This is a genomic window from Corynebacterium sp. CCM 9204, assembly GCF_041357695.1.
GTDB lineage: Bacteria > Actinomycetota > Actinomycetes > Mycobacteriales > Mycobacteriaceae > Corynebacterium.
On the sequence record NZ_JAUERX010000002.1, the window covers coordinates 78843 to 99404 of the forward strand.

24 protein-coding genes and 1 tRNA gene are annotated in these 20562 nt (G+C 61.6%); 16 read left to right on the forward strand and 9 right to left on the reverse strand.

From position 1 onward, the window contains the following. Positions 1-107: 107 nt before the first annotated feature. From QWU43_RS04495 to QWU43_RS04510, 4 genes are all read left to right on the forward strand, one after another. Positions 108-1511: a DUF6350 family protein gene (locus QWU43_RS04495; protein ID WP_370917245.1), complete on the forward strand. Its 1404-nt coding sequence runs from the start codon at positions 108-110 to the stop codon at positions 1509-1511. Between the two features lie 80 nt (positions 1512-1591). After that, entirely contained in the window at positions 1592-2212 is a 621-nt protein-coding gene (purN, locus tag QWU43_RS04500; protein ID WP_370917246.1) for a phosphoribosylglycinamide formyltransferase, read from the forward strand. Between the two features lie 70 nt (positions 2213-2282). Next, entirely contained in the window at positions 2283-3839 is a 1557-nt protein-coding gene (purH, locus tag QWU43_RS04505; RefSeq protein WP_370915296.1) for a bifunctional phosphoribosylaminoimidazolecarboxamide formyltransferase/IMP cyclohydrolase, read from the forward strand. A 129-nt stretch (positions 3840-3968) separates the two neighbouring features. Then, positions 3969-4826, forward strand: a complete 858-nt coding sequence (locus QWU43_RS04510; RefSeq protein WP_370917247.1) for a CoA ester lyase — start codon at positions 3969-3971, stop codon at positions 4824-4826. 24 nt (positions 4827-4850) lie between these two features. On the opposite strand, the gene QWU43_RS04515 is transcribed toward QWU43_RS04510, so the two are convergent. The 6 genes from QWU43_RS04515 to rpmB form a co-directional block, all read right to left on the reverse strand. Then, the gene (locus QWU43_RS04515) at positions 4851-5513 is read right to left on the reverse strand and encodes a TetR/AcrR family transcriptional regulator (RefSeq protein ID WP_370915294.1); all 663 of its coding nucleotides are present in this window, start codon (positions 5511-5513) and stop codon (positions 4851-4853) included. An 86-nt stretch (positions 5514-5599) separates the two neighbouring features. Then, positions 5600-6547, reverse strand: coding sequence for a putative nucleotidyltransferase substrate binding domain-containing protein (locus QWU43_RS04520; RefSeq protein ID WP_370917248.1), 948 nt, complete (start codon positions 6545-6547; stop codon positions 5600-5602). 298 nt (positions 6548-6845) lie between these two features. Continuing rightward, complete coding sequence (gene rpsR / locus QWU43_RS04525; protein ID WP_370915292.1) at positions 6846-7094, reverse strand: 30S ribosomal protein S18; 249 nt, start codon at positions 7092-7094, stop codon at positions 6846-6848. Positions 7095-7106: 12 nt separating this feature from the next. Then, positions 7107-7412 (reverse strand): 30S ribosomal protein S14, encoded by a 306-nt coding sequence (rpsN, locus tag QWU43_RS04530; RefSeq protein ID WP_370915291.1) that lies wholly within the window; start codon positions 7410-7412, stop codon positions 7107-7109. Positions 7413-7415: 3 nt separating this feature from the next. Then, positions 7416-7580 (reverse strand): 50S ribosomal protein L33, encoded by a 165-nt coding sequence (gene rpmG, locus QWU43_RS04535; protein ID WP_010187624.1) that lies wholly within the window; start codon positions 7578-7580, stop codon positions 7416-7418. A 3-nt stretch (positions 7581-7583) separates the two neighbouring features. Beyond that, positions 7584-7820 (reverse strand): 50S ribosomal protein L28, encoded by a 237-nt coding sequence (rpmB, locus tag QWU43_RS04540; protein WP_198735422.1) that lies wholly within the window; start codon positions 7818-7820, stop codon positions 7584-7586. Positions 7821-8579: 759 nt separating this feature from the next. On the opposite strand from rpmB, the gene QWU43_RS04545 reads away from it, so the two are divergent. From QWU43_RS04545 to QWU43_RS04575, 7 genes are all read left to right on the forward strand, one after another. Next, a complete protein-coding gene (locus QWU43_RS04545) occupies positions 8580-8846 on the forward strand; it encodes a type B 50S ribosomal protein L31 (protein WP_370915290.1) in 267 nt (88 codons plus the stop codon). A gap of 15 nt (positions 8847-8861) precedes the next feature. Then, a complete protein-coding gene (rpmF, locus tag QWU43_RS04550; RefSeq protein WP_370915289.1) occupies positions 8862-9035 on the forward strand; it encodes a 50S ribosomal protein L32 in 174 nt (57 codons plus the stop codon). Between the two features lie 253 nt (positions 9036-9288). After that, entirely contained in the window at positions 9289-9981 is a 693-nt protein-coding gene (locus QWU43_RS04555) for a response regulator transcription factor (RefSeq protein WP_370915288.1), read from the forward strand. Further along, positions 9978-11438, forward strand: a complete 1461-nt coding sequence (locus tag QWU43_RS04560; RefSeq protein WP_370917249.1) for an ATP-binding protein — start codon at positions 9978-9980, stop codon at positions 11436-11438. The genes QWU43_RS04555 and QWU43_RS04560 overlap by 4 nt, the downstream gene beginning before the upstream one ends. Before the next feature lie 101 nt (positions 11439-11539). Then, positions 11540-12847 (forward strand): S1C family serine protease, encoded by a 1308-nt coding sequence (locus QWU43_RS04565; RefSeq protein ID WP_370917250.1) that lies wholly within the window; start codon positions 11540-11542, stop codon positions 12845-12847. A gap of 74 nt (positions 12848-12921) precedes the next feature. Then, positions 12922-13497, forward strand: a complete 576-nt coding sequence (locus QWU43_RS04570) for a molybdenum cofactor biosynthesis protein B (protein ID WP_370915285.1) — start codon at positions 12922-12924, stop codon at positions 13495-13497. Positions 13498-13502: 5 nt separating this feature from the next. Continuing rightward, on the forward strand, positions 13503-13697 hold the full coding sequence (locus QWU43_RS04575) for a hypothetical protein (protein ID WP_370917251.1): 195 nt from the start codon (positions 13503-13505) through the stop codon (positions 13695-13697). Here the strand turns inward: QWU43_RS04575 and mscL are convergent. From mscL to QWU43_RS04590, 3 genes are all read right to left on the reverse strand, one after another. Continuing rightward, complete coding sequence (gene mscL, locus QWU43_RS04580; protein WP_370917252.1) at positions 13694-14119, reverse strand: large conductance mechanosensitive channel protein MscL; 426 nt, start codon at positions 14117-14119, stop codon at positions 13694-13696. The two genes, QWU43_RS04575 and mscL, sit on opposite strands and share 4 nt — an antisense overlap. 108 nt (positions 14120-14227) lie before the next feature. Beyond that, the gene (locus tag QWU43_RS04585) at positions 14228-14962 is read right to left on the reverse strand and encodes an SAF domain-containing protein (RefSeq protein WP_370917253.1); all 735 of its coding nucleotides are present in this window, start codon (positions 14960-14962) and stop codon (positions 14228-14230) included. 18 nt (positions 14963-14980) lie between these two features. Continuing rightward, positions 14981-15628, reverse strand: coding sequence for a 5-formyltetrahydrofolate cyclo-ligase (locus tag QWU43_RS04590; RefSeq protein ID WP_370917254.1), 648 nt, complete (start codon positions 15626-15628; stop codon positions 14981-14983). A gap of 83 nt (positions 15629-15711) precedes the next feature. Here QWU43_RS04590 and QWU43_RS04595 point away from each other — a divergent pair, with 83 nt between their 5' ends. The 5 genes from QWU43_RS04595 (at position 15712) to QWU43_RS04615 (ending at position 20510) form a co-directional block, all read left to right on the forward strand. Continuing rightward, positions 15712-16623 carry a UTP--glucose-1-phosphate uridylyltransferase gene (locus QWU43_RS04595; protein WP_370915281.1) on the forward strand — a complete coding sequence of 304 codons (912 nt, stop codon included), beginning with the start codon at positions 15712-15714 and terminating at the stop codon, positions 16621-16623. A gap of 156 nt (positions 16624-16779) precedes the next feature. Further along, positions 16780-18069 (forward strand): gephyrin-like molybdotransferase Glp, encoded by a 1290-nt coding sequence (gene glp / locus QWU43_RS04600; RefSeq protein ID WP_370915280.1) that lies wholly within the window; start codon positions 16780-16782, stop codon positions 18067-18069. A gap of 26 nt (positions 18070-18095) precedes the next feature. Next, on the forward strand, positions 18096-18800 hold the full coding sequence (locus tag QWU43_RS04605) for a GNAT family N-acetyltransferase (RefSeq protein ID WP_370915279.1): 705 nt from the start codon (positions 18096-18098) through the stop codon (positions 18798-18800). Between the two features lie 138 nt (positions 18801-18938). Next, on the forward strand, positions 18939-20267 hold the full coding sequence (gene glpR, locus QWU43_RS04610) for a gephyrin-like molybdotransferase receptor GlpR (RefSeq protein WP_370917255.1): 1329 nt from the start codon (positions 18939-18941) through the stop codon (positions 20265-20267). Between the two features lie 167 nt (positions 20268-20434). Further along, a tRNA-Ala gene (locus QWU43_RS04615) sits at positions 20435-20510 on the forward strand. Positions 20511-20562: the final 52 nt, after the last annotated feature.

Consider the following 20562-nt stretch of genomic DNA (forward strand, 5'->3'; position numbering starts at 1 on the left):
GAGCGGTGAGCAGAAAGACACGTCAAAATCCTCGGCCGAACAGACCTTCCGCGCCTCGGAGTCGACCCCGGAGAAACGCATCCCCCACCAAGTCTCGGAGCACGCCAGTGGCTCCGGCTGGCGTGCGGAACCGGAAGGGGCTCCGGCAGCGTCTACGGGTATTCCTGCCCGTGGCCGTAATCCCCAATGTGGTGATCGTCGCTGTCGTGGTTCTCCTCGCGCTGTGCGCCTTGATACTCACGAACTCCGGTTTTGTGCCGCTAGCAGCTACCGTGGCGCAACTTTGGTTGGCGGTGAACCTTGCTCCGGTGGCCTCGGACTCGGTGATCCTCTCCCAGCTTCCGATGCTGCCCGCACTCGGGGTGATCTGGTTGGTTGCGCACCGGGTTCGGGCGGCGGTCCGGCACCGGATGTCTGTCGCCGATCTTGCCGTGCTCACCGGCTGTGTGATCATCGTCCCGATGCTCCTCACGGCAACGGCTGTGGTGATGCTCGTTGACGCCCGTCCCGTTCTTCCCGTCGAGGTTCCGCCACTCATCCCAGTTCTCGGGAGGGTCCTAGTACTGCACCTGAGTGCACTCGCGATCGGGATGGGGCCGAAGCTGTGGCATGCCCTCGCCAGGAAGTTCGGTGTTCCACCACTGGTGACCGATCCCGTAGTGCCCGCGATTCGGTTCCTGCTCGCTTTAGCCGCCGCAGGGCTTCTTCTCGTTCTGGTCTGTGCCTTCGCGCACCTTCACGTTCTGAATGACCTGTTCGCCACCTTCGGACGTACATCCGCAACCTTTGGGTTACTCGTCGTTAGTCTCCTTTACCTGCCTGATGCCGCTGTGGCCGGAGCAGGAGTCCTCGTCGGATCCGAGTTCCACCTCGGGGATGCCTCGGTGTCCCTCTATGGTGCGAACGTCGTCCCGCTGCCGCCGCTACCGATCCTCGCGGCCTTTCCGTCCGGGATGGATGGGTGGGCGCTCCTGCTCATTATCATTCCGCTGGTTCTGGCCGGAGTCATCGCCAGCAGGTACTGTGGCGCGAAGTTGAGGACCTGGCCGGAGATGGCTGTCGCCGGTCTGTGGGCGGGTTTCTTCACCCTCATCGTCGGATGGATGTCTGGGGGGGTCGTCGGCGTCTACGGGGCGAGTGGAGTGATGCTGATCTTCACTGCTGTCCTGGTATCCATCGAGTTTGCCGCAGTCGGGTTGGTAGTACTTGCAGTGACAGGTTTGCTTGACCGTCGAGCCGGGAGCCCCGGTACACCCGAGGATGAGGTAGCGGTGGAACCGCGAAAGAGCGAGGACTCGACCTCCGGGCAATCTGGAACGATCAATCCCGATGATGGTGACGCCGAACAGTGGAGGGCCACAGAGTCCCCGGAATCCGCCGATGTCGAGGATCTTGTCGCGGCAGGGGAAGAAGTCTCGGAAGATTCCCCCCGGGATGAAGATGAGTCACAGGTGGAGGAGTCTTCAACGCCAGATGACGTCAGCGATGATGACGACACACCGACATCCTGAGTGGTCGGTGTATCCGGGAAGACGCCGAAAAAGCAGTGGGTATACGCTGTCTTCCGCCCCCGGGTACTAACATTGTCGCGGTGACCGTAGACAGACAACTGACCAGAGTGGTGGTGCTCGCCTCCGGGACGGGAACCCTGCTGCAGGCGATCCTCGACGCAGCCGGCACACGCTACTGCGTTGTCGGTGTCGTCACCGACGGGCCCTGCGGGGCCGTAGAGCGTGCGAACGCCACAGGAACCCCCGTCCGGGTGGTTCCGTTTGACCGGGGCCGTCCACGGACGGACTGGGACGAAGAACTCAGGCAGGCCGTAGCGGGTATGTGCCCGGACCTCGTGGTTTCGGCCGGATTCATGAAGATTCTCGGGCACTGCTTTCTCGCGGACTTCCCGGAGCGGGTAATCAACACCCATCCAGCACTCCTACCCTCCTTTCCCGGGGCACACGCCGTACCGGATGCTCTCGCACACGGGGTGAAGCTCACCGGGTGCACGGTTCACCTCGTCGATGAAGGGGTCGACACGGGTCCTATCCTCGCGCAGGAAGCCGTTCACGTTCTGCCCGGCGACAACGTCGAGTCCCTCCACGAGCGCATCAAGTCTGTGGAACGCCGACTGATCGTCGAACTACTCGATGCGGTGGACCCCACGGACGTTCGTGGGGTCCAGCCCCCTTCTGGCACCCCCTCCGCCACACCGTGAGTTAACCCGGCACCTACGCTGGACAGCAACGACAAACCCTGAACCACCATGAAAGGCCCCCACAACAGCCATGAGCGACGATCGCAAGGCAATCACCCGCGCACTCATCAGCGTCTACGACAAGTCAGGTCTGGAGGAACTGGCACGGGCACTCGACACTGCGGGCGTCGAGATCGTCTCCACCGGATCGACCGCATCCCGGATCGCGGATGCCGGGATACCAGTCACCAGGGTGGAGGAACTTACAGAATTTCCTGAGTGTCTGGATGGTCGGGTCAAGACACTCCACCCCAGGGTGCACGCCGGTATTCTCGCTGATACCCGTCGACCGGAGCATCTCAATCAGTTGAGTGAGCTCGGTGTTTCCCCCTTCGAACTCGTGGTGGTCAACCTCTACCCGTTCACCGAGACCGTGGCCTCCGGTGCCGACTTCGACGCGTGCGTCGAGCAGATCGACATCGGGGGACCGTCGATGGTCCGGGCAGCCGCCAAGAACCATCCTTCCGTCGCCGTCGTCGTCGATCCTGCCCGCTACGGAGATGTCGCCCGCGCAGTCGCCGAAGGTGGATTCACCCGCGAGGAACGCAGGAAGCTCGCTGCAGCGGCATTCCGGCATACCGCAGACTATGACGTTGCTGTTGCCGGGTGGCTCACCGGTCAGACCGAACCCGGAGAGAACTTCCCTTCCTGGATCGGGTCGACTCACGTCCGTTCCGCCACGCTCCGCTACGGTGAGAACCCACATCAGGCCGCGGCGTTGTACAAGGATGTCGATGGTAGTGGGCTGGCGCAGGCGAAGCAGCTCCACGGCAAAGAAATGAGCTACAACAACTACACTGATTCTGATGCTGCCTGGCGGGCAGCGTGGGACCACGAGCGGCCTTGCGTCGCGATCATCAAGCACGCGAATCCCTGCGGAATCGCGGTCTCGGACGACTCGATCGCCGCAGCCCACCGTGCGGCGCACGCCTGTGACCCGGTCTCCGCGTTCGGTGGCGTGATCGCCGCGAACCGCGAGATCAGCGTAGAGATGGCAGAGCAGGTCGCCGAGATTTTCACCGAGGTTATTATTGCGCCTTCGTATGAGGAGGGGGCTGTGGAGGTGCTTTCGCGAAAGAAGAACATCCGTATCCTCGTCGCGGAGGAACCTGTTCGGGGGGGATTCGAGCAGCGCCAGATCTCAGGCGGTGTCCTCGTCCAGGAACGTGATCTGGTTCATGCCGAAGGGGATGATTCCGCAAACTGGACGCTCGCAGCGGGTGAAGCGGCAGATGAAGCGACACTCGCCGATCTCGTGTTCGCGTGGCGCGGCGTACGTGCCGTGAAGTCCAACGCCATCTTGCTCGCTGCTGACGGTGCGACCGTCGGTGTCGGTATGGGCCAGGTCAACCGTGTTGATTCCGCTCGGCTCGCGGTCCAGCGGGCGGGAGAGGACCGGGCCAGGGGAGCAGTCGCTGCATCGGATGCCTTCTTCCCCTTCGCCGATGGCTTCGAGGTGCTTGCTGAAGCAGGCGTCACTGCCGTGGTTCAGCCCGGGGGGTCGATCCGCGATGCTGAGGTCATCGAGGCCGCGACCCGTGCAGGAGTTACCATGTACCTCACCGGAGCCCGGCATTTCGCTCACTGATCCCCCAATTCCGGCGCCCGACACACGGTGACTCCGGCATAATGGCCGGAGAGAAGTCCCCATAGCCTGTGCGAGCGGCTTTCGGCCCGGCTCACCCCGGTCCGGGTATCCCGTGCGAGAGGAACGACCATGACCGGATCCAACGACCACGACGGCAGGCACCCCGTTATCGTAGGCCCAGCGCTTCTCTTCGCTCCGGCGAATCGCCCTGAACGGTTCGTCAGAGCCGCCGAGAGCGCCGACATGGTCATCCTCGACCTTGAAGATGGGGCGGGTTCGTGTTCCCGGGAGGACGGTCGCAGAAACATCGCCGAGTCGGGTCTGGACTCCGAACGCACGATCGTCCGGGTATGCGGCCCGAGTGACCCGGGATTCGTGGATGATGTCAGCGCCGTACGTGGTAGTCCGTACCGGACAGTGATCGTCCCGAAAATTATCGACCACGTCCCGGACGCCGTCAGGGGACTCAACGTCATAGCGCTCATCGAAACTCCGCAGGCTGTCCTCAATCTTGGGGAGCTCGCCGCTGACCCGGATGTTGTAGGACTGTACTGGGGGGCCGAGGATCTTTGCGCCTACCTCGGTGGAACCCATTCACGTTTCCAACCGGATGAGGGCGCTCCCGCGGACCGTCCGGGGCACTACCGGGATGCTTTGCGTCTGAGTCGTTCATTAATGCACCTGCACGCCGCAGCCGTCGGAAAATTCGTTGTGGACGCGGTACACGCGGACTTCCACGACGATCGTGGACTCTACGAGGAGGCTACCGATGCAGCCCGATCCGGTTTCGCAGCCACCGCCTGCATTCATCCCCGTCAAGTCGACGTCATCCGTCGTGCATACGCGCCTGAACCAGGTCAGCTCGCCCGTGCCCGATTGATCGTAAAGGAGGCAGCTCAGCATCCCGGCGCATTCAAGATTAACGGCGAGATGATTGATGCGCCTCTGATCGCACAAGCCCGACGTCTGGTCTCCCGAGCCGGATGAATCGGGCCACGGACCTGTCGCCACTCAATCGTCGGCGAGCAGTTCCAGAGTGCGGGCACTCCGGTCCTCCGGGGCGGTACCTCCGAGGACGGTGAGCGCGGCGTCCGCAAGCATCACGGCTGTCGACGGAAGTGTCTCCGTCGACAGTGGGAATGGGACAATACCGTCGTTGCTCCGCATCTCGGTCGCCGACTGGGCTAGATAGAACGGCAGTTCAATTCGCTGGTCACCACGACCGATGAGCTCAGCGGCCATCGAACGGAAGATCTCCTTCAACTCCCGGTGCTGGGCATGGAACTCGGTGAATTCCTCCGATGATGCGATCGGAAGCTGGTAAAGACGACCTACATTCCATCGCGTCGACAAAAGCAATCGGGCTTCGGTGGCAACCAACGCCCAGAGCTTCTGCGCTGGACCGGCGTCAGAGGAATCGAGACGCTCCGCGAGGGCCAACGACGGTTCCACGGTGGACTGGAGAAGAGTCAGGAAAATTTCGGTCTTAGACGGAAAATGATAGTACAGGGATGCCTGCCTGATCCCCACGGCATCCGCAATCTGATGCGTCGAGGTGGTTGCAAATCCCTGTGTCGTGAACAGCTCTGCCGCCGCGTCGAGGATCTCCTCACGGGCGGTGCTACCCCGACGGCGGGGGCTGTTCTTACGTGGACGTCCCACGGCGCCAGCCATCTAGCTCACCCGCCTTTCCTTCTCGTTCACGGACCCCCAGAGTCTAGCCCGCGGAGAGTACACATATCCGCACCGGTGTCCCCGACTCATGCCCCCGTACCGCATTTCCACATATCCACTCCATGACGTTCCGCAGCGGACCGGGTTACGTCCGCGAGCATGCGACACGCAGCCCCGAACGTCGAACGCTGTAGTTGCGGCAGCATCTCAAGGGTTGTTGGTTCATCCTGGACGCGCTCGTGCCAGCGGGCAAGCGTCAATTCGAGACCCGCTTCCCAAACCTCCAGGAGATAATCGGCCTCTGTCGCCAGGAGAACGCCCGATCCGCGGGCTACACCAATACGCTCGATGACACGAGTCTCCCGGCACCCAGCGGCGATACCCGCCCACCGGACAAGCTGGCCGAGTGGGGTGAGCAACTGCTCTTGGACATCTATGGGGACATCCTTACGTGGCAGACCATCCCTCGACCGAACTGCGGGTGGACGGTGTGCGACAGCCTCTACGAGTAGGGGAGTGGGGTCCTTCAGTCGTTCGAGCACGGCGTCGGTGAACCACCCACCTGCGTCGGCGAACCATCCGAGAAGTTCCCCGTCACAGGTAGCCACCGCGGTGTCGATGCGTTTGGACCAGGTCAAACGGGACATGGGGGTAAGCTCCCCGGGGCACACCCCACGAAGGAGTCCTGCATCAGAGACGAGTCGCCCTAGGTTCACTGTGGGATCAGGCTCGGGAACGTCGTTAGAGGGCAACACAGTCAGCCAATGGAGCTCTGCGGTCGGAGTTCCGGATCCCCGACCGTATGGGCCGGTGACGATGACCTCAGCACCACCGGTGAGTGAAACGACACCGGGGCTGTGGAGGACATCGATCACGAGTTGGGTGTACCAGTTAGTGACCTCCACCACATCGACACCATGATCGAGAGCGTTCCGCAGTAAGTCGTGGGATTCGGTGAGGACACCACGAACCGTGGCTGCCGTGGTGCACAAGGGCGCCTGTTCGGCTAGGTCGTTGAGGGAATCATGCAGCACTGCAGCGGCCTCCGGGAGCAGGTGATGGGGAGCGTAATCTTCCGGCTCAATCTACCAGTAGCGGGTGGGTTTCCAAGAAGGAATCGGAAACCGGAAGCAGACACACGAAAACCGGCCCGCAAGCGCCACTACCCGGGGAAGGGGTGGTTGTTGCGGGCCGGTTGTTCACGTCAACGCAGTGTCGACGTTACTTTGGCCGTGTCACGAATGTCAGCGGCGAAAGTTCGCTGTCATCGCATAGTCGCCCGAGAAGGCGGCTGCGGAGGGGCCCAAAAGGAGGACCCGGATGAAATCTTGCCTAGCGGCTCGTGAACGGCAGGAGAGCCATTTCACGGGCATTCTTGACCGCGGTGGCGACCTGACGCTGCTGCTGCGGTGTCAGACCAGTGACCCGGCGTGAACGGATCTTGTGGCGGTCGGAGATGAACAGTCGAAGAGTGTCCACGTCTTTGTAGTCGACGCGATCGATCTTCGCGGCCTTGAGAGGGTTCTTCTTCGGGCGGCGGGATTGCTCCATCCGCGCCTTTTTCATGTTGGTGCGCTTCATATCGCTACTCCCTTACCAGCTTGACTTACGGACGCCCGGAAGCTCACCGCGGTGAGCCATTTCGCGGACGCGGACACGGGACAGACCGAACTTGCGGAGATAACCGCGGGGGCGACCGTCAGAGGCGTCACGGTTACGGACACGAACCGGGGAAGCGTCGCGCGGCTGGCGATTCAGCTCGTACTGTGCATCCATGCGCTCCTCGTCAGAGGAGTTCGGGTTCTTGATGATGGCCTTGAGCTCGTTGCGACGCTCCGCGAAGCGGGCGACGATTTCCTTGCGCTGCTCGTTCTTGGCGATCTTCGACTTCTTGGCCATGAATTATCGCTCCTCGCGGAATTCGACGTGCTTGCGGACGATCGGATCGAACTTCTTCAGCGTGATGCGATCGGGGTTGTTGCGCTTGTTCTTGCGCGTCACATAGGTGTAGCCGGTGCCCGCGGTGGACTTCAGCTTGATGATTGGACGGATGTCATTACGTGCCATCTTCTAGACCTTCTCTCCGCGAGCTCGGATACGGGCAACGACGACCTCGATGCCGTCGCGGTCAATGACCTTGATGCCCTTGGTGGACACGTTGAGCGTGATGGTCCGGCCCTCAGAGGGCAGGTAGTACTTGCGACGCTGCACGTTGGGATTCCAACGGCGGTTGGTGCGTCGGTGCGAGTGCGAGACGGACTTGCCGAAACCTGGCTTGCGTCCCGTGACCTGGCAAATAGCCGACATGGGTTTCTTTCTCCTAGCCGCCCGTCTACAACGCTGACCGCAGCCGCTCCGAGTTATTGACCTGGGTTAACAGGGGGGTATCGGGGCGCGGCCATGACAGTTGTGCGGGCGATAACGAATATTTCGACAACAGCAAGGGACAACCATACCGGGAAGGCCCGTTTTTGCCTAATTTTACCGGTGTGCCACCCATTCTTCGCCCGCCTTCTCCGTTTCTCGGCGGTGGGATCGGGCGGGGTCTGCTTGGCTTCCATCTACGGTCAAGGGTATTCAACCTCGACGGCGGCGGATCTTCGGCGCTTGGGATGACGACGGAGTAAATTGACTCTATTGCTTTTTGGTGCACTTCACGACTAGAATAGGCGGGTCGAATTGAATCCGTCGTTTGATCCACCTGATTCCCGCGGGGATCGTTTGGAGGGTTGACGTACGGCAGTGATTCACCTGCCCGGTTTTCCGGAATGGTGCGCCATTGCCGGTCCAGGATTTCGGTCTTCGGCGTTCTACGTTGTAGGATTCACCGATGCATACACGGCTACGTCCAGGTATGCCCCGAGATCGGCCTTTGTGGTCTGACTGTTGGGGTATCACCAGCGTGGACGGGTGCGGCGCCGGTTCATTCGGATGACGTCGCTCGTCGAGGTGGCGTGGCAGGCCTGCGGGCACCGTTAGTACCAGTATCTGTTAGCGGCTGCATACCGCGCTTCCAGCGCGCCAGTACGCCGATCAGCACACGTACGTGATCTTAAAGGGATGAGAATGAAGAAGGATATCCACCCCGACTACCACCCGGTGGTCTTCCAGGATGCGGGCACGGGTCACAAGTTCCTGACCCGTTCCACCGCAAAGAGCCAGCGCACCGTTGAGTGGGAGGACGGCAACGAGTACCCGCTCATCGTCGTCGACGTCACCAGCGAGTCGCACCCGTTCTGGACCGGTGCCCAGCGTGTCATGGATACCGCCGGTCGTGTCGAGAAGTTCCAGCGTCGCTACGGGTCCCGTGCCCGGCGCACTAAAAAGGCTTAGAGGAGGGAATAGAAAATGGCAGTTCCGAAGCGTCGTATGTCCCGTGCGAACACGCACCACCGTCGTTCTCAGTGGAAGGCCGACAATGTCGCCCTCCAGGAGGTCAAGATTGACGGCCGTGAGCACCTGATCCCGCGCCGCCTGGTCAAGGCTGCGCAGATGGGGCTGGTCGAGGTCGAGCAGTTCTGATCTGACGGTCCATCGGCTCCGGCTGATCGAGTAATAATGAAAGCCGCCCCTGTGCCTCCACGGTGCAGGGGCGGCTTTCGTTGTGTCGTAGGTGTGGGTTCTAGAGCAGGCGTGGCCCGAGAAGCGGTCGAAAACGTGATCCACGGAGGTTTCGGGCCTCATTCAGTTCTATTTCCGCATGTCACGGCCAGTCACATCTGCTGCGCAGGAGATGTTCAGCGAAACCACATCCGTTCAAGGCACAATGGGAGACATGAAGATTCTGGTTGTAGATGATGAACAGGCGGTTCGTGAATCGCTACGGCGTTCGCTTTCCTTCAACGGTTACGATGTCGTACTTGCGGAAGATGGGGAAGCTGCGCTTGACCTGATCACCAAGGAACAGCCCGATCTCGTGATTCTTGATGTGATGATGCCGAAAGTCGACGGTCTCGAGGTCTGCAGGAGCCTTCGCTCCACCGGCGATGACCGTCCCATCCTCGTGCTGACCGCCCGTGACGGTGTCTCCGACCGGGTAGCGGGTCTCGATGCCGGAGCGGATGACTATCTCCCCAAGCCCTTCGCTCTCGAGGAACTTCTTGCACGGGTGCGCTCGTTGCTGCGCCGAGCTGCTGCAGACGCCGTCAACAGCACGGGTTCTCAGGAACTCGAGTTCCTGGATCTTCGGTTGGACCCCGATACTCGTGATGTGACGAGAGGTGAGCGCCCGATCAGTTTGACCCGGACCGAGTTCGCGCTTCTCGAGCTTCTCATGAGCAATCCCCGGCGAGTTCTGTCACGCGCATCCATTCTGGAGGAGGTCTGGGGATACGACTTCCCGACGTCGGGCAATGCACTTGAGGTCTACATTGGATATCTGCGGCGTAAAACCGAGGCTGACGGCGAGCCGAGGCTGATCCACACGGTCCGAGGTGTCGGTTACGTTCTGCGGGAGACAGCTCCGTGATTCTTCGCACGCCGACGCCGGATTCCGGCCCGGCGGCAGTGGGGGACAGCTATCCGGACCCCCTCGAGCACACACACGTCGGCTGGTCACGGCGTGCACCGCTTCGTTGGCAACTCTCGATGGTCACCGCGCTCATGGTTGCGGTGGCCGTCGGCGTGATGACCCTCGTCGCCTATTGGACGGTGTCCACCTCGCTGACCCAACATGTCGATGAAGAGCTGGAGGAAAAGGCCTCATCGCTGCTGCAGAACAGTTTCGACCCGGCTTTTGTCTACAACCCTGATGTTGAGGTTGCCACTTTCAAAACATACAACCCCGACATCAGGGTCGCCTACTATCCGCCTGGATCGGTGAAGCCGATCGGCGACAATATTCCGATTCTGGGTGAGGTGTACGTACTTCAGGGCACCCGAGAGATGTCCGTACGAAGTAGTGGCGAGGAACGAATTCTCGCTGCGCGCAACAAGATCGGTGCGACCGTAATCCTGGCCCAGGACATGCGTGGGACCCATCAACTGATCTCCTCACTCGGACTCGTTCTCCTCCTCATAGGGGGGATAGGTGTGCTCATCGCCATTGCGGCGGGCATGGTGGTGGCCACCACCGGTTTACGGCCGGTGAGTCGCCTCCGGCAGGCCGTCGACTACGTCGCGCGCACCGACGACCTGCGCCCCATCACTGTGGTCGGTAATGATGAACTGGCGCAGCTCACCCGGAGTTTCAACGGTATGCTGGCCGCGCTGTCGGCATCGAGACGTCGGCAGGCGGAGCTGGTGGCGGATGCCGGGCATGAGCTCAAGACTCCGTTGACGAGTCTGCGCACCAACATCGAACTTCTGATGATGGTGGACCGGCAGGGTGGGGCCTCGATCAGTCAGCAGGACCGTCGGGACCTTGAACGGGACGTTATTGCGCAGATCGAGGAACTGTCGACCTTGATCGGCGATCTGGTTGATCTTGCACGTGAGGATGGGCCGCAGCAGATTGTCGAGTGCGTCGATCTTGTCGAATGCATGGAAACCTCACTGGAGCGGGTTCGACGCCGCCGTCCTGATGTAACCTTCACGTTCCGTTCAACACCGTGGTTCCTCTACGGCGATCCGTTCGCACTGGGTAGAGCGACGCTCAACCTCATGGATAATGCCGCGAAATGGTCGCCGGAAGGGGGAGAGGTACGGATTGACATGGAACAGATCCGGGACGGTGTCATGGAGATCCGGTTCTCGGATTCCGGCCCCGGTATCCCGGTAGAGGACCGCCAGAAGGTCTTCGAGAGGTTCTACCGGTCCATCGCGGCCCGTAGTATGCCGGGTTCCGGACTTGGGCTCGCGATTGTCGCCCAGGTTATCGCGAGGCATGCGGGAACCATCGTTGCTGAAGAGTCTGACGATGGAGGTGCGATGATGCGGGTGACGCTTCCCGGTGTTGCAAGCGTCGAGGGAGACCGCGGTGTCTGACCGGAGACGCATGGGACATGCAGGGGGTTCACAGGTGGGGTACAGAAACAAGGACGATAATCAGATCTATGAACGATGACGAGAGTTTTGGTGGAAAACCCGTGACAGATGATGTAGACGGCTACCCGGATGATCGAACTGACGTGAAGTCCACTGGAGCGTCCCCAGGATCACAGCGATGGGGCGGCATCGACCGGCAGTCGGCCGTAGGAGACACCTCTCCGTATTCGCGGCCGTCCGATTCGTGCGAGGGTCAGCCTTATGCTGGTCACGCTGAAATTGGACGCACCACCCCCGCTCCCCGGCAGTTTCGCAGGCACCGCTCCAGGAAGAGCCGTGGCCTCGGGGTCATTCCGGTCACGGCGCTCATGCTGACGACAGCGATCCTCACCGGGACGATCACCGGGGTCGTGGTCAGCCAGAACAATCAGGCGATGATTCCCGAAGCGCCGAAGGTGAACGCGCTCAATGAACCGGCCGCACGGCGAACCAGTCTGCCTGCCGCCGGAAGTGTGGAAGAGGTCGCCGCCAGAGTACTTCCAGCGGTGGTCTCCATTGACGTCACCGGGCCGCGTAAAGCTGGTGAGGGCTCGGGATCGATTATCTCCGCCGACGGAATGATCTTGACCAACAATCATGTCGTGACCGGGGTTGGAGAGCCCTCAGAGATTAGGGTGACTCTGAACGACGGTAGGTCTTTTCCGGCGGACATCGTCGCTGCTGACGCGCAGACCGACATTGCCGTCATCAAGCTTCGGGATGCCACTGACCTGCCGGTGATGAGCTTCGGGAACTCGGATGATCTCGCGGTCGGTGAGCAGGTAATTGCTATAGGATCACCCCTCGGGCTCAGCGCCACGGTGACCACCGGCATAGTCTCTGCACTGAACCGTCCGGTGCGTGCTGGTGGTGATCGTGGCGAATCCTCACTCATCGATGCGATCCAGACCGATGCCGCGATCAATCCCGGGAATTCGGGCGGCCCGCTGGTGAATATGGAGGGACAGTTGGTGGGAATGAACTCTGTCATCGCTTCGACCGCCAGCGGTGCGGAGGCGGGATCCATCGGTCTTGGATTCGCGATTCCCGTCAACCAGGCGCGTCGCATCGCCCAGCAGCTCATCGACACTGGAGAAGTTACCCATCCACTCCTGGGGGTCCTTCTCGCATCACAGTCGCGTTACCGGGGTGCTCTCATTGAGTCGACGACTCCCGGGGGACCTGCGGAGTCAGCCGGTCTCCGTCCGGGAGAAATTGTGATCAAGGTCAATGACAGGATTATCGATAGTAATGACGCGCTGATCGCTACGATCCGGTCCCATGAATTCGGGGAGACCGTCACTCTGAAGGTTGCGGATCCGGAGAATGGAACGAGCCGTGACGTTGAAGTCACCTTGACCGGAAACTGATCCGGCAAGGCAGCAACCCCGGAAAGAAATGATCAATAGACGTCGTTGGCTTCGAGAAAGTACACTCCTAGAACATGGACAACAACCTGGCTCCCGACAACTCCGCTCTCGATGATTTTGGTGAGCCGGACCCGGAATTTCTTAAGGCGTCTGAAGGAAACCGGCCGCTTCCCGCTCCCCGGCGGGCACTCGTGGTTCTGGTAACGGACAGGACTGCCGACGACCGGGACGACACGGACAGGTTAGTCACGGAGTTGTTGCAGGAGGATCACTTCACGGTCGATGCCGTGGTGAAGGTGACCTCCACGAAGAATGACATCCGGAAGGCGATAGAGACAGCCGTCGTCGGTGGAGCCGATCTGGTTATCACCGTGGGTGGCACAGGTGTTGGTCCCAGGGACAAGGCTCCGGATGCCACGAGGGCTGTCCTCGATCAGATTCTTCCCGGTGTGGCGCAGGCGCTGCGTGCATCTGGTCTTGCGTGCGGCGCCATCGACGCAGGTACTTCTCGCGGTATAGCCGGCGTCTCGGGGTCAACCGTGATCGTGAACCTTGCTGCCTCACGCGCGGCCATCCGTGACGGTATGGCCACACTTGGTCCCTTGGTGCACCACGTCATCGATCAGCTCCAGGCGTGGTCGGTGGACTAGATAAGGTGGCTCCCTCGCAATCACCGCGACGTAGAGTGGTTCGACGTTCCACTGCACTGAATATCGACCGTTCCGTCGACCGTGCGGCGGTCACTCGTCGAATCACGGGCATCCCTGAACACGGCAGATCCGATGTGTCAGCGGACGGGGGTTTCGACGAAGCCTACTGGCGGAGTCAACGTCCGCCGCACTGGGGTTAACGTGGGCTTTCATCTGTAGAGTTTCGGCGCTGCTCTTTGAGCAGATCACGGATCTCCGTGAGCAGTTCGACTTCCACGGGGGCGGGGGTCTCTTCTTCTTCCTTGTTGGAACGCGCGGCTTGGAGCTCTTTGATCCTGTTCATCGGGGCAACGAGTACGAAATAAATCACGGCCGCGATGATGAGGAAGTTGATTGCCGCGGTGATGATAGCTCCGATGTCGATGAACGTCGCGGGGTTACCCGGGCGGAGGTGGAAGCCGAAGCCCGCGTAGTCGGTCCCACCGAAGACCGCCAGCAACGGATTGATGAGATGGTCCGAGAATGAGGTGACAATCGCGGTAAATGCGGAACCGATGACGACGGCGACCGCGAGATCGACGACGTTCCCGCGCAGGATGAAATTCTTGAAACCGTTCAGCATGAGAGTTCTAGGCTCCTCGATCGGGGAAATATATGAGTTATGTCACCATCTACGTAGAGGTATCGAAGGCAACGACAACACTCTAGCCCCGGTGACCTCCTTTCACTCTCATCCGGCCCGCGCTCCCGTCAGTACCACGGCAACTGGGGCGGTCAATGCGGCAGAGGCAACCATCCGTGCATCCTCCTCTGGCAGTGCGAGCAGCACCGTAGCCGGATCTTTGGCACGTTTGCCTGTTGGATCTCCTGCGAGCACGACGCGTGCCCCCTCTGCAATGACCCGGAAACCCCGTCTCACCCCGGTGTCGGGGGGCGTTGTGTCTTCGGCAACCAGAACCGTCACTGTGTCACCGTGTCCGAGAAACGGAATCACCGATGAATCGGAGAGTCTCAGGGGGACGAGTGTCGGTGTTCCCCGGCGTGGATCGGTATCTAGACCGTCGATCATTCGTGCAGTCAGCTCAGGGCCCACGAGTAGTGTCTCCGTGAGGATCTGCCCGGGATCGGCGGACACCACGATGATTCGCCCTACACCAGCCTCAATCTCGGTGAGTCCGCCGGGGGGAAGTAAACTCGCGGGGATCCTCCGCCGCTCCAGATCATCCCGGCCGAGTTCCGTGCCGGCTGTCACGGGGCGCGAGATCACGACTCCCCAGGGGTCGGTGCTCCGCAGGGAGGACAATGCGGTGAGGGCTGCCAGGAGAACGAGGACCAGCGCCATCACCTGACGTACCGTGCGGTGGCGCCGCCACCCCGGGGTTTTGATCGCCATGATGGTGGTTCGGAGCACGGAGGCGGATTCGGTTGACGATGAATGCAGACCGGATCTGACAGGGAATCTCATACCCGTCAGACCATCTGGCTACCGTCCGGGTTCCCCGTGATCCCGGGTTGGCGAACAGAATCGAACCCCCTCGGGGGTGAGGACACCATCCACCGGAACATCATGCGACTCCGAAGGGATCGTGTCGAGCAATTCCCAGGGGTGGAGTACTGCGATCACGGTGCATCGGGTGTGGTCGAGGTCCGCGAGTGCGCGGTCGTAGTAGCCCGCTCCTCTACCGAGGCGTATCCCGTTCCGGGCGCAGGCCAGTGCCGGGCAAAAGATGAGAACGGTGTTTCCCGGGACTGATCCCGACCGCGGACCGGTGGGCTCGGTGATCCCGAAACGTCCGCGTCGCAGCTCCTTGACCGATGAGCACCTGCCCCAGTCCAGGTGTCCACCGGATCCGCTGACCGGGAGCCAGAGCTCGGATGTCACCGACAACAATCCCTGGACGAGAAGGTCTCCACCGGGCTCGTCGGGCATCGGGGAATAAGCGGCGACGGAATCCGGCTGATTCAGCCGTACCAGTCGCGCGGCTTCGGCGGTGAGCCGTTCGTTGAACGACCTGCGGTTGTCGGGCCGCAGTGACTTCCGGGCAGCAAGTAGCCTGCTCCTTAGCTGATTCTTCGACTCGCCGACCTGTCCGGGTGGACTTTCCGGGAGCCGGTTAATCGTGTTCTCCATGTCCATCCACTTTAATCTCCGAATGAGGTACTCACCGGCTCCGCGTTGCCTGGTTCGCCGCGCGGTGCCGGTAGGCTCAAGGTATGAGCAAGCCGACGAAATTGCACAAACATGCGGTGAAGACGGTCGTCGTTCCCGCAGCGGGACTTGGCACCCGTTTCCTGCCAGCGACCAAGACCGTTCCCAAAGAACTGCTCCCGGTTGTTGATACCCCCGGTATCGAACTGATCGCCGAGGAAGCGGCGGAACTGGGGGCCACGCGGCTTGCAGTGATCACCGCCCCGAACAAGAAGGGGGTGCTCGCACACTTCCGGGAGCATCCCGACCTGGAGAAGGCTCTTGAAGAACGCGGTAAGGAGGAACATCTGGCGAAGGTGCGCCGGGCGCCGTCATTGATCCGTGCCGTCCCCGTTGAGCAGTGCGAACCACTGGGACTCGGTCATGCTGTCGGGCTTGCTGAGGATGTCCTGGACGGGGACGAGGATGTGGTCGCGGTGATGCTTCCCGACGATCTGGTTCTTCCCACAGGCGTGATGGAGCGCATGGCCGAGGTCCGCGCTGAACGCGGTGGCAGCGTACTCTGCGCCTTCCAGGTGGAGCCCGACCAAGTGAGCAACTACGGGGTGTTCGACATCGAGGAAATCGATGGTGGATCCCACGACGTGAAGCGGGTCCTCGGCATGGTGGAGAAGCCGATGCAGGAGGAAGCGCCCTCAACTTTCGTAGCCACCGGCAGATACCTACTGGACAGGGCGATCTTCGACGCCCTCCGAAGGATCGAGCCCGGTAAAGGTGGGGAACTACAGCTCACCGATGCGATCGAACTACTGATCACCGAGGGGCATCCCGTCCACATCGTCATCCATGAGGGACGCCGACACGATCTGGGTAACCCAGGCGGTTACATCCGCGCTTGCGTGGACTACGGTATCCACCACCCGGAGTATGGTCCTTCCCTGCGTCGATGGGTGGCCGAACTCCTCGACTCGGAGTAACCACCGACAAGTGGCACGTGGACAGCGGGAGGGTACGTGCCACCGTCCGTCCCGCCCACCGGTGGATGACGTCATGGAGAAAACCCCGCCGCATTACAATTACGGCGGAATGACGCGGTGATCGAACCCGCGTCCGTCGGGAAGGAGACGAAGCGAGTGCGTTCCGTCGAACAGCAGTTGTCCCTGGTGACCCGTGCAGCGGTTACCCCGGAGCCAGTTCGCATCGCCATCTCCGAGGCGCTGGGTCTGATGTGTGCGGAGGAAGTCCAGGCCACCCGCCCACTCCCCGGTTTCACCCAAGCCGCAATCGACGGATATGCCGTCCGTGCCGTGGACATCGGTGGGGAACGCGGAATCGGAACCCCTGAGAACCCCACAGCGATCGACCCCACCCGTCCCCAAGCGGTCGGTAACGCGCCTTCCCTACCTGTCGTGGGAGAAGTTCCGGCAGGCTCCCAACAACCGCTCAGGCTCCAACCCCGACAAGCGGTCCGCGTACACACGGGGGCACCATTGCCCACACTGGCCGATGCCGTTCTCCCGCTGGCATGGTCGGATCGCGGACACAAGAGAATGACCGCGGAACGTCCTGTGCGTTCAGGTGAATTCGTCCGGAAGATCGGTGATGACATCCGCGAAGGTGATGTCGCTGTGTCCCCGGGGAGTGTTCTCGGTCCCGCACAGATCGGTCTTCTCGCGGCAGTCGGGCGTTCGAAGGTACTGGTGTATCCCCGCCCCCGGATGTCCGTCATCTCTGCGGGGGCTGAACTCGTCGATATCGATCGCGAGCCGGGTCGGGGACAGGTCTACGACGTCAATTCTTATGCGTTGGCGGCGGCAGGCAGAGAGGCAGGTGCTGACGTCCACCGGGTGGGCATTGCCGCGGGTGAACCCCGTCGATTGCGTGAGATCATTGAGGGGCAGATGCTCCGAAGCGAGATCATCGTCATCTCCGGTGCCGTCGGTGGTGCTGGCTCCGAGAACATCCGGAAGGTTCTGTGCGAGATCGGTGACATCGACACCACCCGGGTTGCGATGCATCCGGGTTCAGTCCAGGGATTCGGCCTCCTCGGTGACGAAGGGATACCGGTGTTCCTGCTGCCCTCGAACCCGGTGTCCGCGCTCGTCATCTTCGAGACATTCATTCGACCTGTCGTACGGCTTTCGTTGGGTAAACGAAACCCGAACCGCCGGGTGGTCAAAGCTCGGGTACTGAATCGGATATCTTCACGCGAAGGGCGGCGTGGACTCATTCGTGCCCAGCTCATGCGTGACGCCGAGACCGGGGACTATCTCGTCGAGGGACTTGCCGGTGCGGGTGGCGCACCGGCGCATCTGCTCGCCGGAATGGGAGCAGCGAACGCGATGATCCGAATCCCGGAGACGGTCACCGCCATCCGCCCCGGTGACGTCGTAGATGTTCTCTTCCTCTCCCAGAACCAGTGACCCGGTCAGCCAGATAGGCTTCGGTTGTGATAGATCCACTCGGACGTGCCCTTGGACGCGCGGAACGCCGTGCCCGCCGCACCCCGCATCCCGAACATCCCGGCTGGCCCGAGGTCACGGAACGCGTCGCGCTTCCAGACGGAACCCGGGTTCGGCTACGCCCCCTCCTCCGGCGTGATGCGGGAGACTGGTCAGCTATGCGGATCGAGGATGTCGACATTCTTCGCCCTGTCGAGCCCACCGCCGATGGTCCCTGGGAACGGGAACACGACAACTCCGCGTGGTGGCGCCTCCTTCTCACTCTCCGCGACATGGCGGCGAAAGGTGTACTGGTACCGATGGTCATCGAATGCGACGGACGTTTCGCCGGGCAGCTCACACTGGGAAACATCCAGCACGGCGTCGTGTCCGATTGCTGGATCGGATACTGGGTGTCAAGTCGCTATTCGGGTCGGGGCGTCGCGACGGCAGCAGTGGCCCTCGGTACGGACCACGCCTTCAACAGGGTCGGCGTCCATAGGGTGACGGCAACCTATCTACCGTCTAATCCCGCATCCGGAAAAGTACTGTCGAACAATGGATTCCGGGAGGAAGGCTACCTTGCCCGGTGCCTCCACATCGACGGGGACTGGCGGGACCACCATCTCGTTGCGCTCACCGAAGGGGAGTTCCTCGAACCGTGTGTAGAACGTCTCACCCGACACGGGAGGATAATCAGGGCTACGACCTGACCGGTGAGAAGCTCCGGATATCCGCTCGCGGCGTGCCTACACTGTCCTTTCCGGAAGCCCGGTTAGTGTATGGAAGAAGTGGCAGGTCATTCTGTCCCGCTATTCCGTCGTACCCAAGTGGAAGGTGGGCGTACGCTCATGTTCGGAACATTCGTCATCAGTCTGACCGTCGTGGTCTGGCTGTTTGTACTCCTTCCGCTCGTTCTGCGTAACCGGCGACCGATCCGGCACGCGGGTGAAGGACTCGAAGACACCCGCATCGTGTTCTCCGGGGACGGCACACACCCGGTACCGCGACGGCGCCCCCGGCTAGGGCCTATTGATACCCGCAGTCACGGTGTGGAGCCGACTGCCACAGATCACCCGGATGTCGCTTCCGACTATGAATTACTTGAGGATCCCCGTTCCCCAGAAGGAGCCGGGGAAGTCGTTGACGCAGACATTGAGGAAACGACCGACGACACCCCTCAACCGAGCCCCGAGACCGTCAAGAGAACCAAAGACGGTGAATCCACATGGGACCGTGTCCGGGGTTACATCTCCGCACTGTTCAACCGTGATGCGGACGACTCTGATGGCGGGCAACACGACACCGAAAATGTTGACCAGCAGCCCCGGGCCGCCACCAGCGCACGACGCAGGGCCGCAGTGGCGGACATCCGTAGTCGCATGCGCCCCCGGATGCATCCATCGGAACAAGAGACGATCGAGATCCTGGAAGGCGAGGTCATCACCGAACTCACGGTGCTGCCCCGAAAGACCGACGGTTCCGACACAGTGGTCATCCCGGCCGCAGACCTCGACTACGACGACGAAGAAGTCTTCCACCACGATGATGCTTACACTGACCCGGCAGACCTCCTGCACCCTGCCGGAGACTACAGCCCTGCGGATGACATCGGTGAAGCCTACGACTACACCCACGAACCCCAGGGAACGGAACCCACCGAGAATGAGGACGACACCCCGGAACTCACCGACGAAGACATCGCCTTCGCCGCCCGTAGACGTGGACGCGGCGGATTCGACCCCGAGACCCACGACGCCTACGCCGCAGCCCGGTTCCACCGGCGTCAACGCATCCTGATCATCCTCGCGGTGCTCCTGCTCGCCGGGCTGGGGATCGGTTTCCTGTTCGGTGGGCTGTCGTGGCTCGTTCCAGCGGCAGTGGGGCTACTGCTCGGCATGTACCTTTACGCGCTGCGCACCCAGGTCATGGCGGAACAGGAGCTCCGCGCCCGCCGCATCCGCCAGATCCGCCGCGCACGCCTCGGCGTACGGAACGCCGCCGACGCCGAACTCGGAGTCCCCGCACGCCTCCGGCGCCCCGGCGCCATCGTCCTGGAGATCGACGACGAGAGCCCCGACTTCCATGAGCTTGAACTTCACGAAGGCTATGCGGGCACCGGAACGGACGAGAACACCGTCATCGATATAGCGGCCTACCACCCACGCAGGGCGGGTTGATCAGCTAACCGGGCGACATCGGTTGGGCGAGCTCACAGGCGCCGATTCCGGTGCATCGAAGCCAAATTGTGTCATCGGGCCAGTGGGCGTAACATGTCCACCAGTACCGCGTGGTCCGGTTGATCCAGACCCCGGTTCCCTAGTCAGTCCATGAGGACGCACTGCAAGGGGCTATAGCGCAGTTGGTAGCGCGCCTCGTTCGCATCGAGGAGGTCAGGGGTTCGATTCCCCTTAGCTCCACCACAAGAAACACAAGGTAAGCGGCACTTTCCAGACAACGGAAGGTGCCGCTTCT

Excerpts from the sequence above, each read along its gene's own strand:
- purH (WP_370915296.1), top strand. The coding sequence starts at position 2,283 with ATGAGCGACGATCGCAAGGCAATCACCCGCGCACTCATCAGCGTCTAC.
- QWU43_RS04510 (WP_370917247.1), top strand. The coding sequence starts at position 3,969 with ATGACCGGATCCAACGACCACGACGGCAGGCACCCCGTTATCGTAGGC.
- QWU43_RS04515 (WP_370915294.1), bottom strand. The coding sequence starts at position 5,513 with ATGGCTGGCGCCGTGGGACGTCCACGTAAGAACAGCCCCCGCCGTCGG.
- rpsR (WP_370915292.1), bottom strand. The coding sequence starts at position 7,094 with ATGAAGCGCACCAACATGAAAAAGGCGCGGATGGAGCAATCCCGCCGC.
- rpsN (WP_370915291.1), bottom strand. The coding sequence starts at position 7,412 with ATGGCCAAGAAGTCGAAGATCGCCAAGAACGAGCAGCGCAAGGAAATC.
- rpmG (WP_010187624.1), bottom strand. The coding sequence starts at position 7,580 with ATGGCACGTAATGACATCCGTCCAATCATCAAGCTGAAGTCCACCGCG.
- rpmB (WP_198735422.1), bottom strand. The coding sequence starts at position 7,820 with ATGTCGGCTATTTGCCAGGTCACGGGACGCAAGCCAGGTTTCGGCAAG.
- QWU43_RS04545 (WP_370915290.1), top strand. The coding sequence starts at position 8,580 with ATGAAGAAGGATATCCACCCCGACTACCACCCGGTGGTCTTCCAGGAT.
- rpmF (WP_370915289.1), top strand. The coding sequence starts at position 8,862 with ATGGCAGTTCCGAAGCGTCGTATGTCCCGTGCGAACACGCACCACCGT.
- QWU43_RS04555 (WP_370915288.1), top strand. The coding sequence starts at position 9,289 with ATGAAGATTCTGGTTGTAGATGATGAACAGGCGGTTCGTGAATCGCTA.
- QWU43_RS04570 (WP_370915285.1), top strand. The coding sequence starts at position 12,922 with ATGGACAACAACCTGGCTCCCGACAACTCCGCTCTCGATGATTTTGGT.
- mscL (WP_370917252.1), bottom strand. The coding sequence starts at position 14,119 with ATGCTGAACGGTTTCAAGAATTTCATCCTGCGCGGGAACGTCGTCGAT.
- QWU43_RS04585 (WP_370917253.1), bottom strand. The coding sequence starts at position 14,962 with ATGAGATTCCCTGTCAGATCCGGTCTGCATTCATCGTCAACCGAATCC.
- QWU43_RS04590 (WP_370917254.1), bottom strand. The coding sequence starts at position 15,628 with ATGGAGAACACGATTAACCGGCTCCCGGAAAGTCCACCCGGACAGGTC.
- QWU43_RS04595 (WP_370915281.1), top strand. The coding sequence starts at position 15,712 with ATGAGCAAGCCGACGAAATTGCACAAACATGCGGTGAAGACGGTCGTC.
- glpR (WP_370917255.1), top strand. The coding sequence starts at position 18,939 with ATGTTCGGAACATTCGTCATCAGTCTGACCGTCGTGGTCTGGCTGTTT.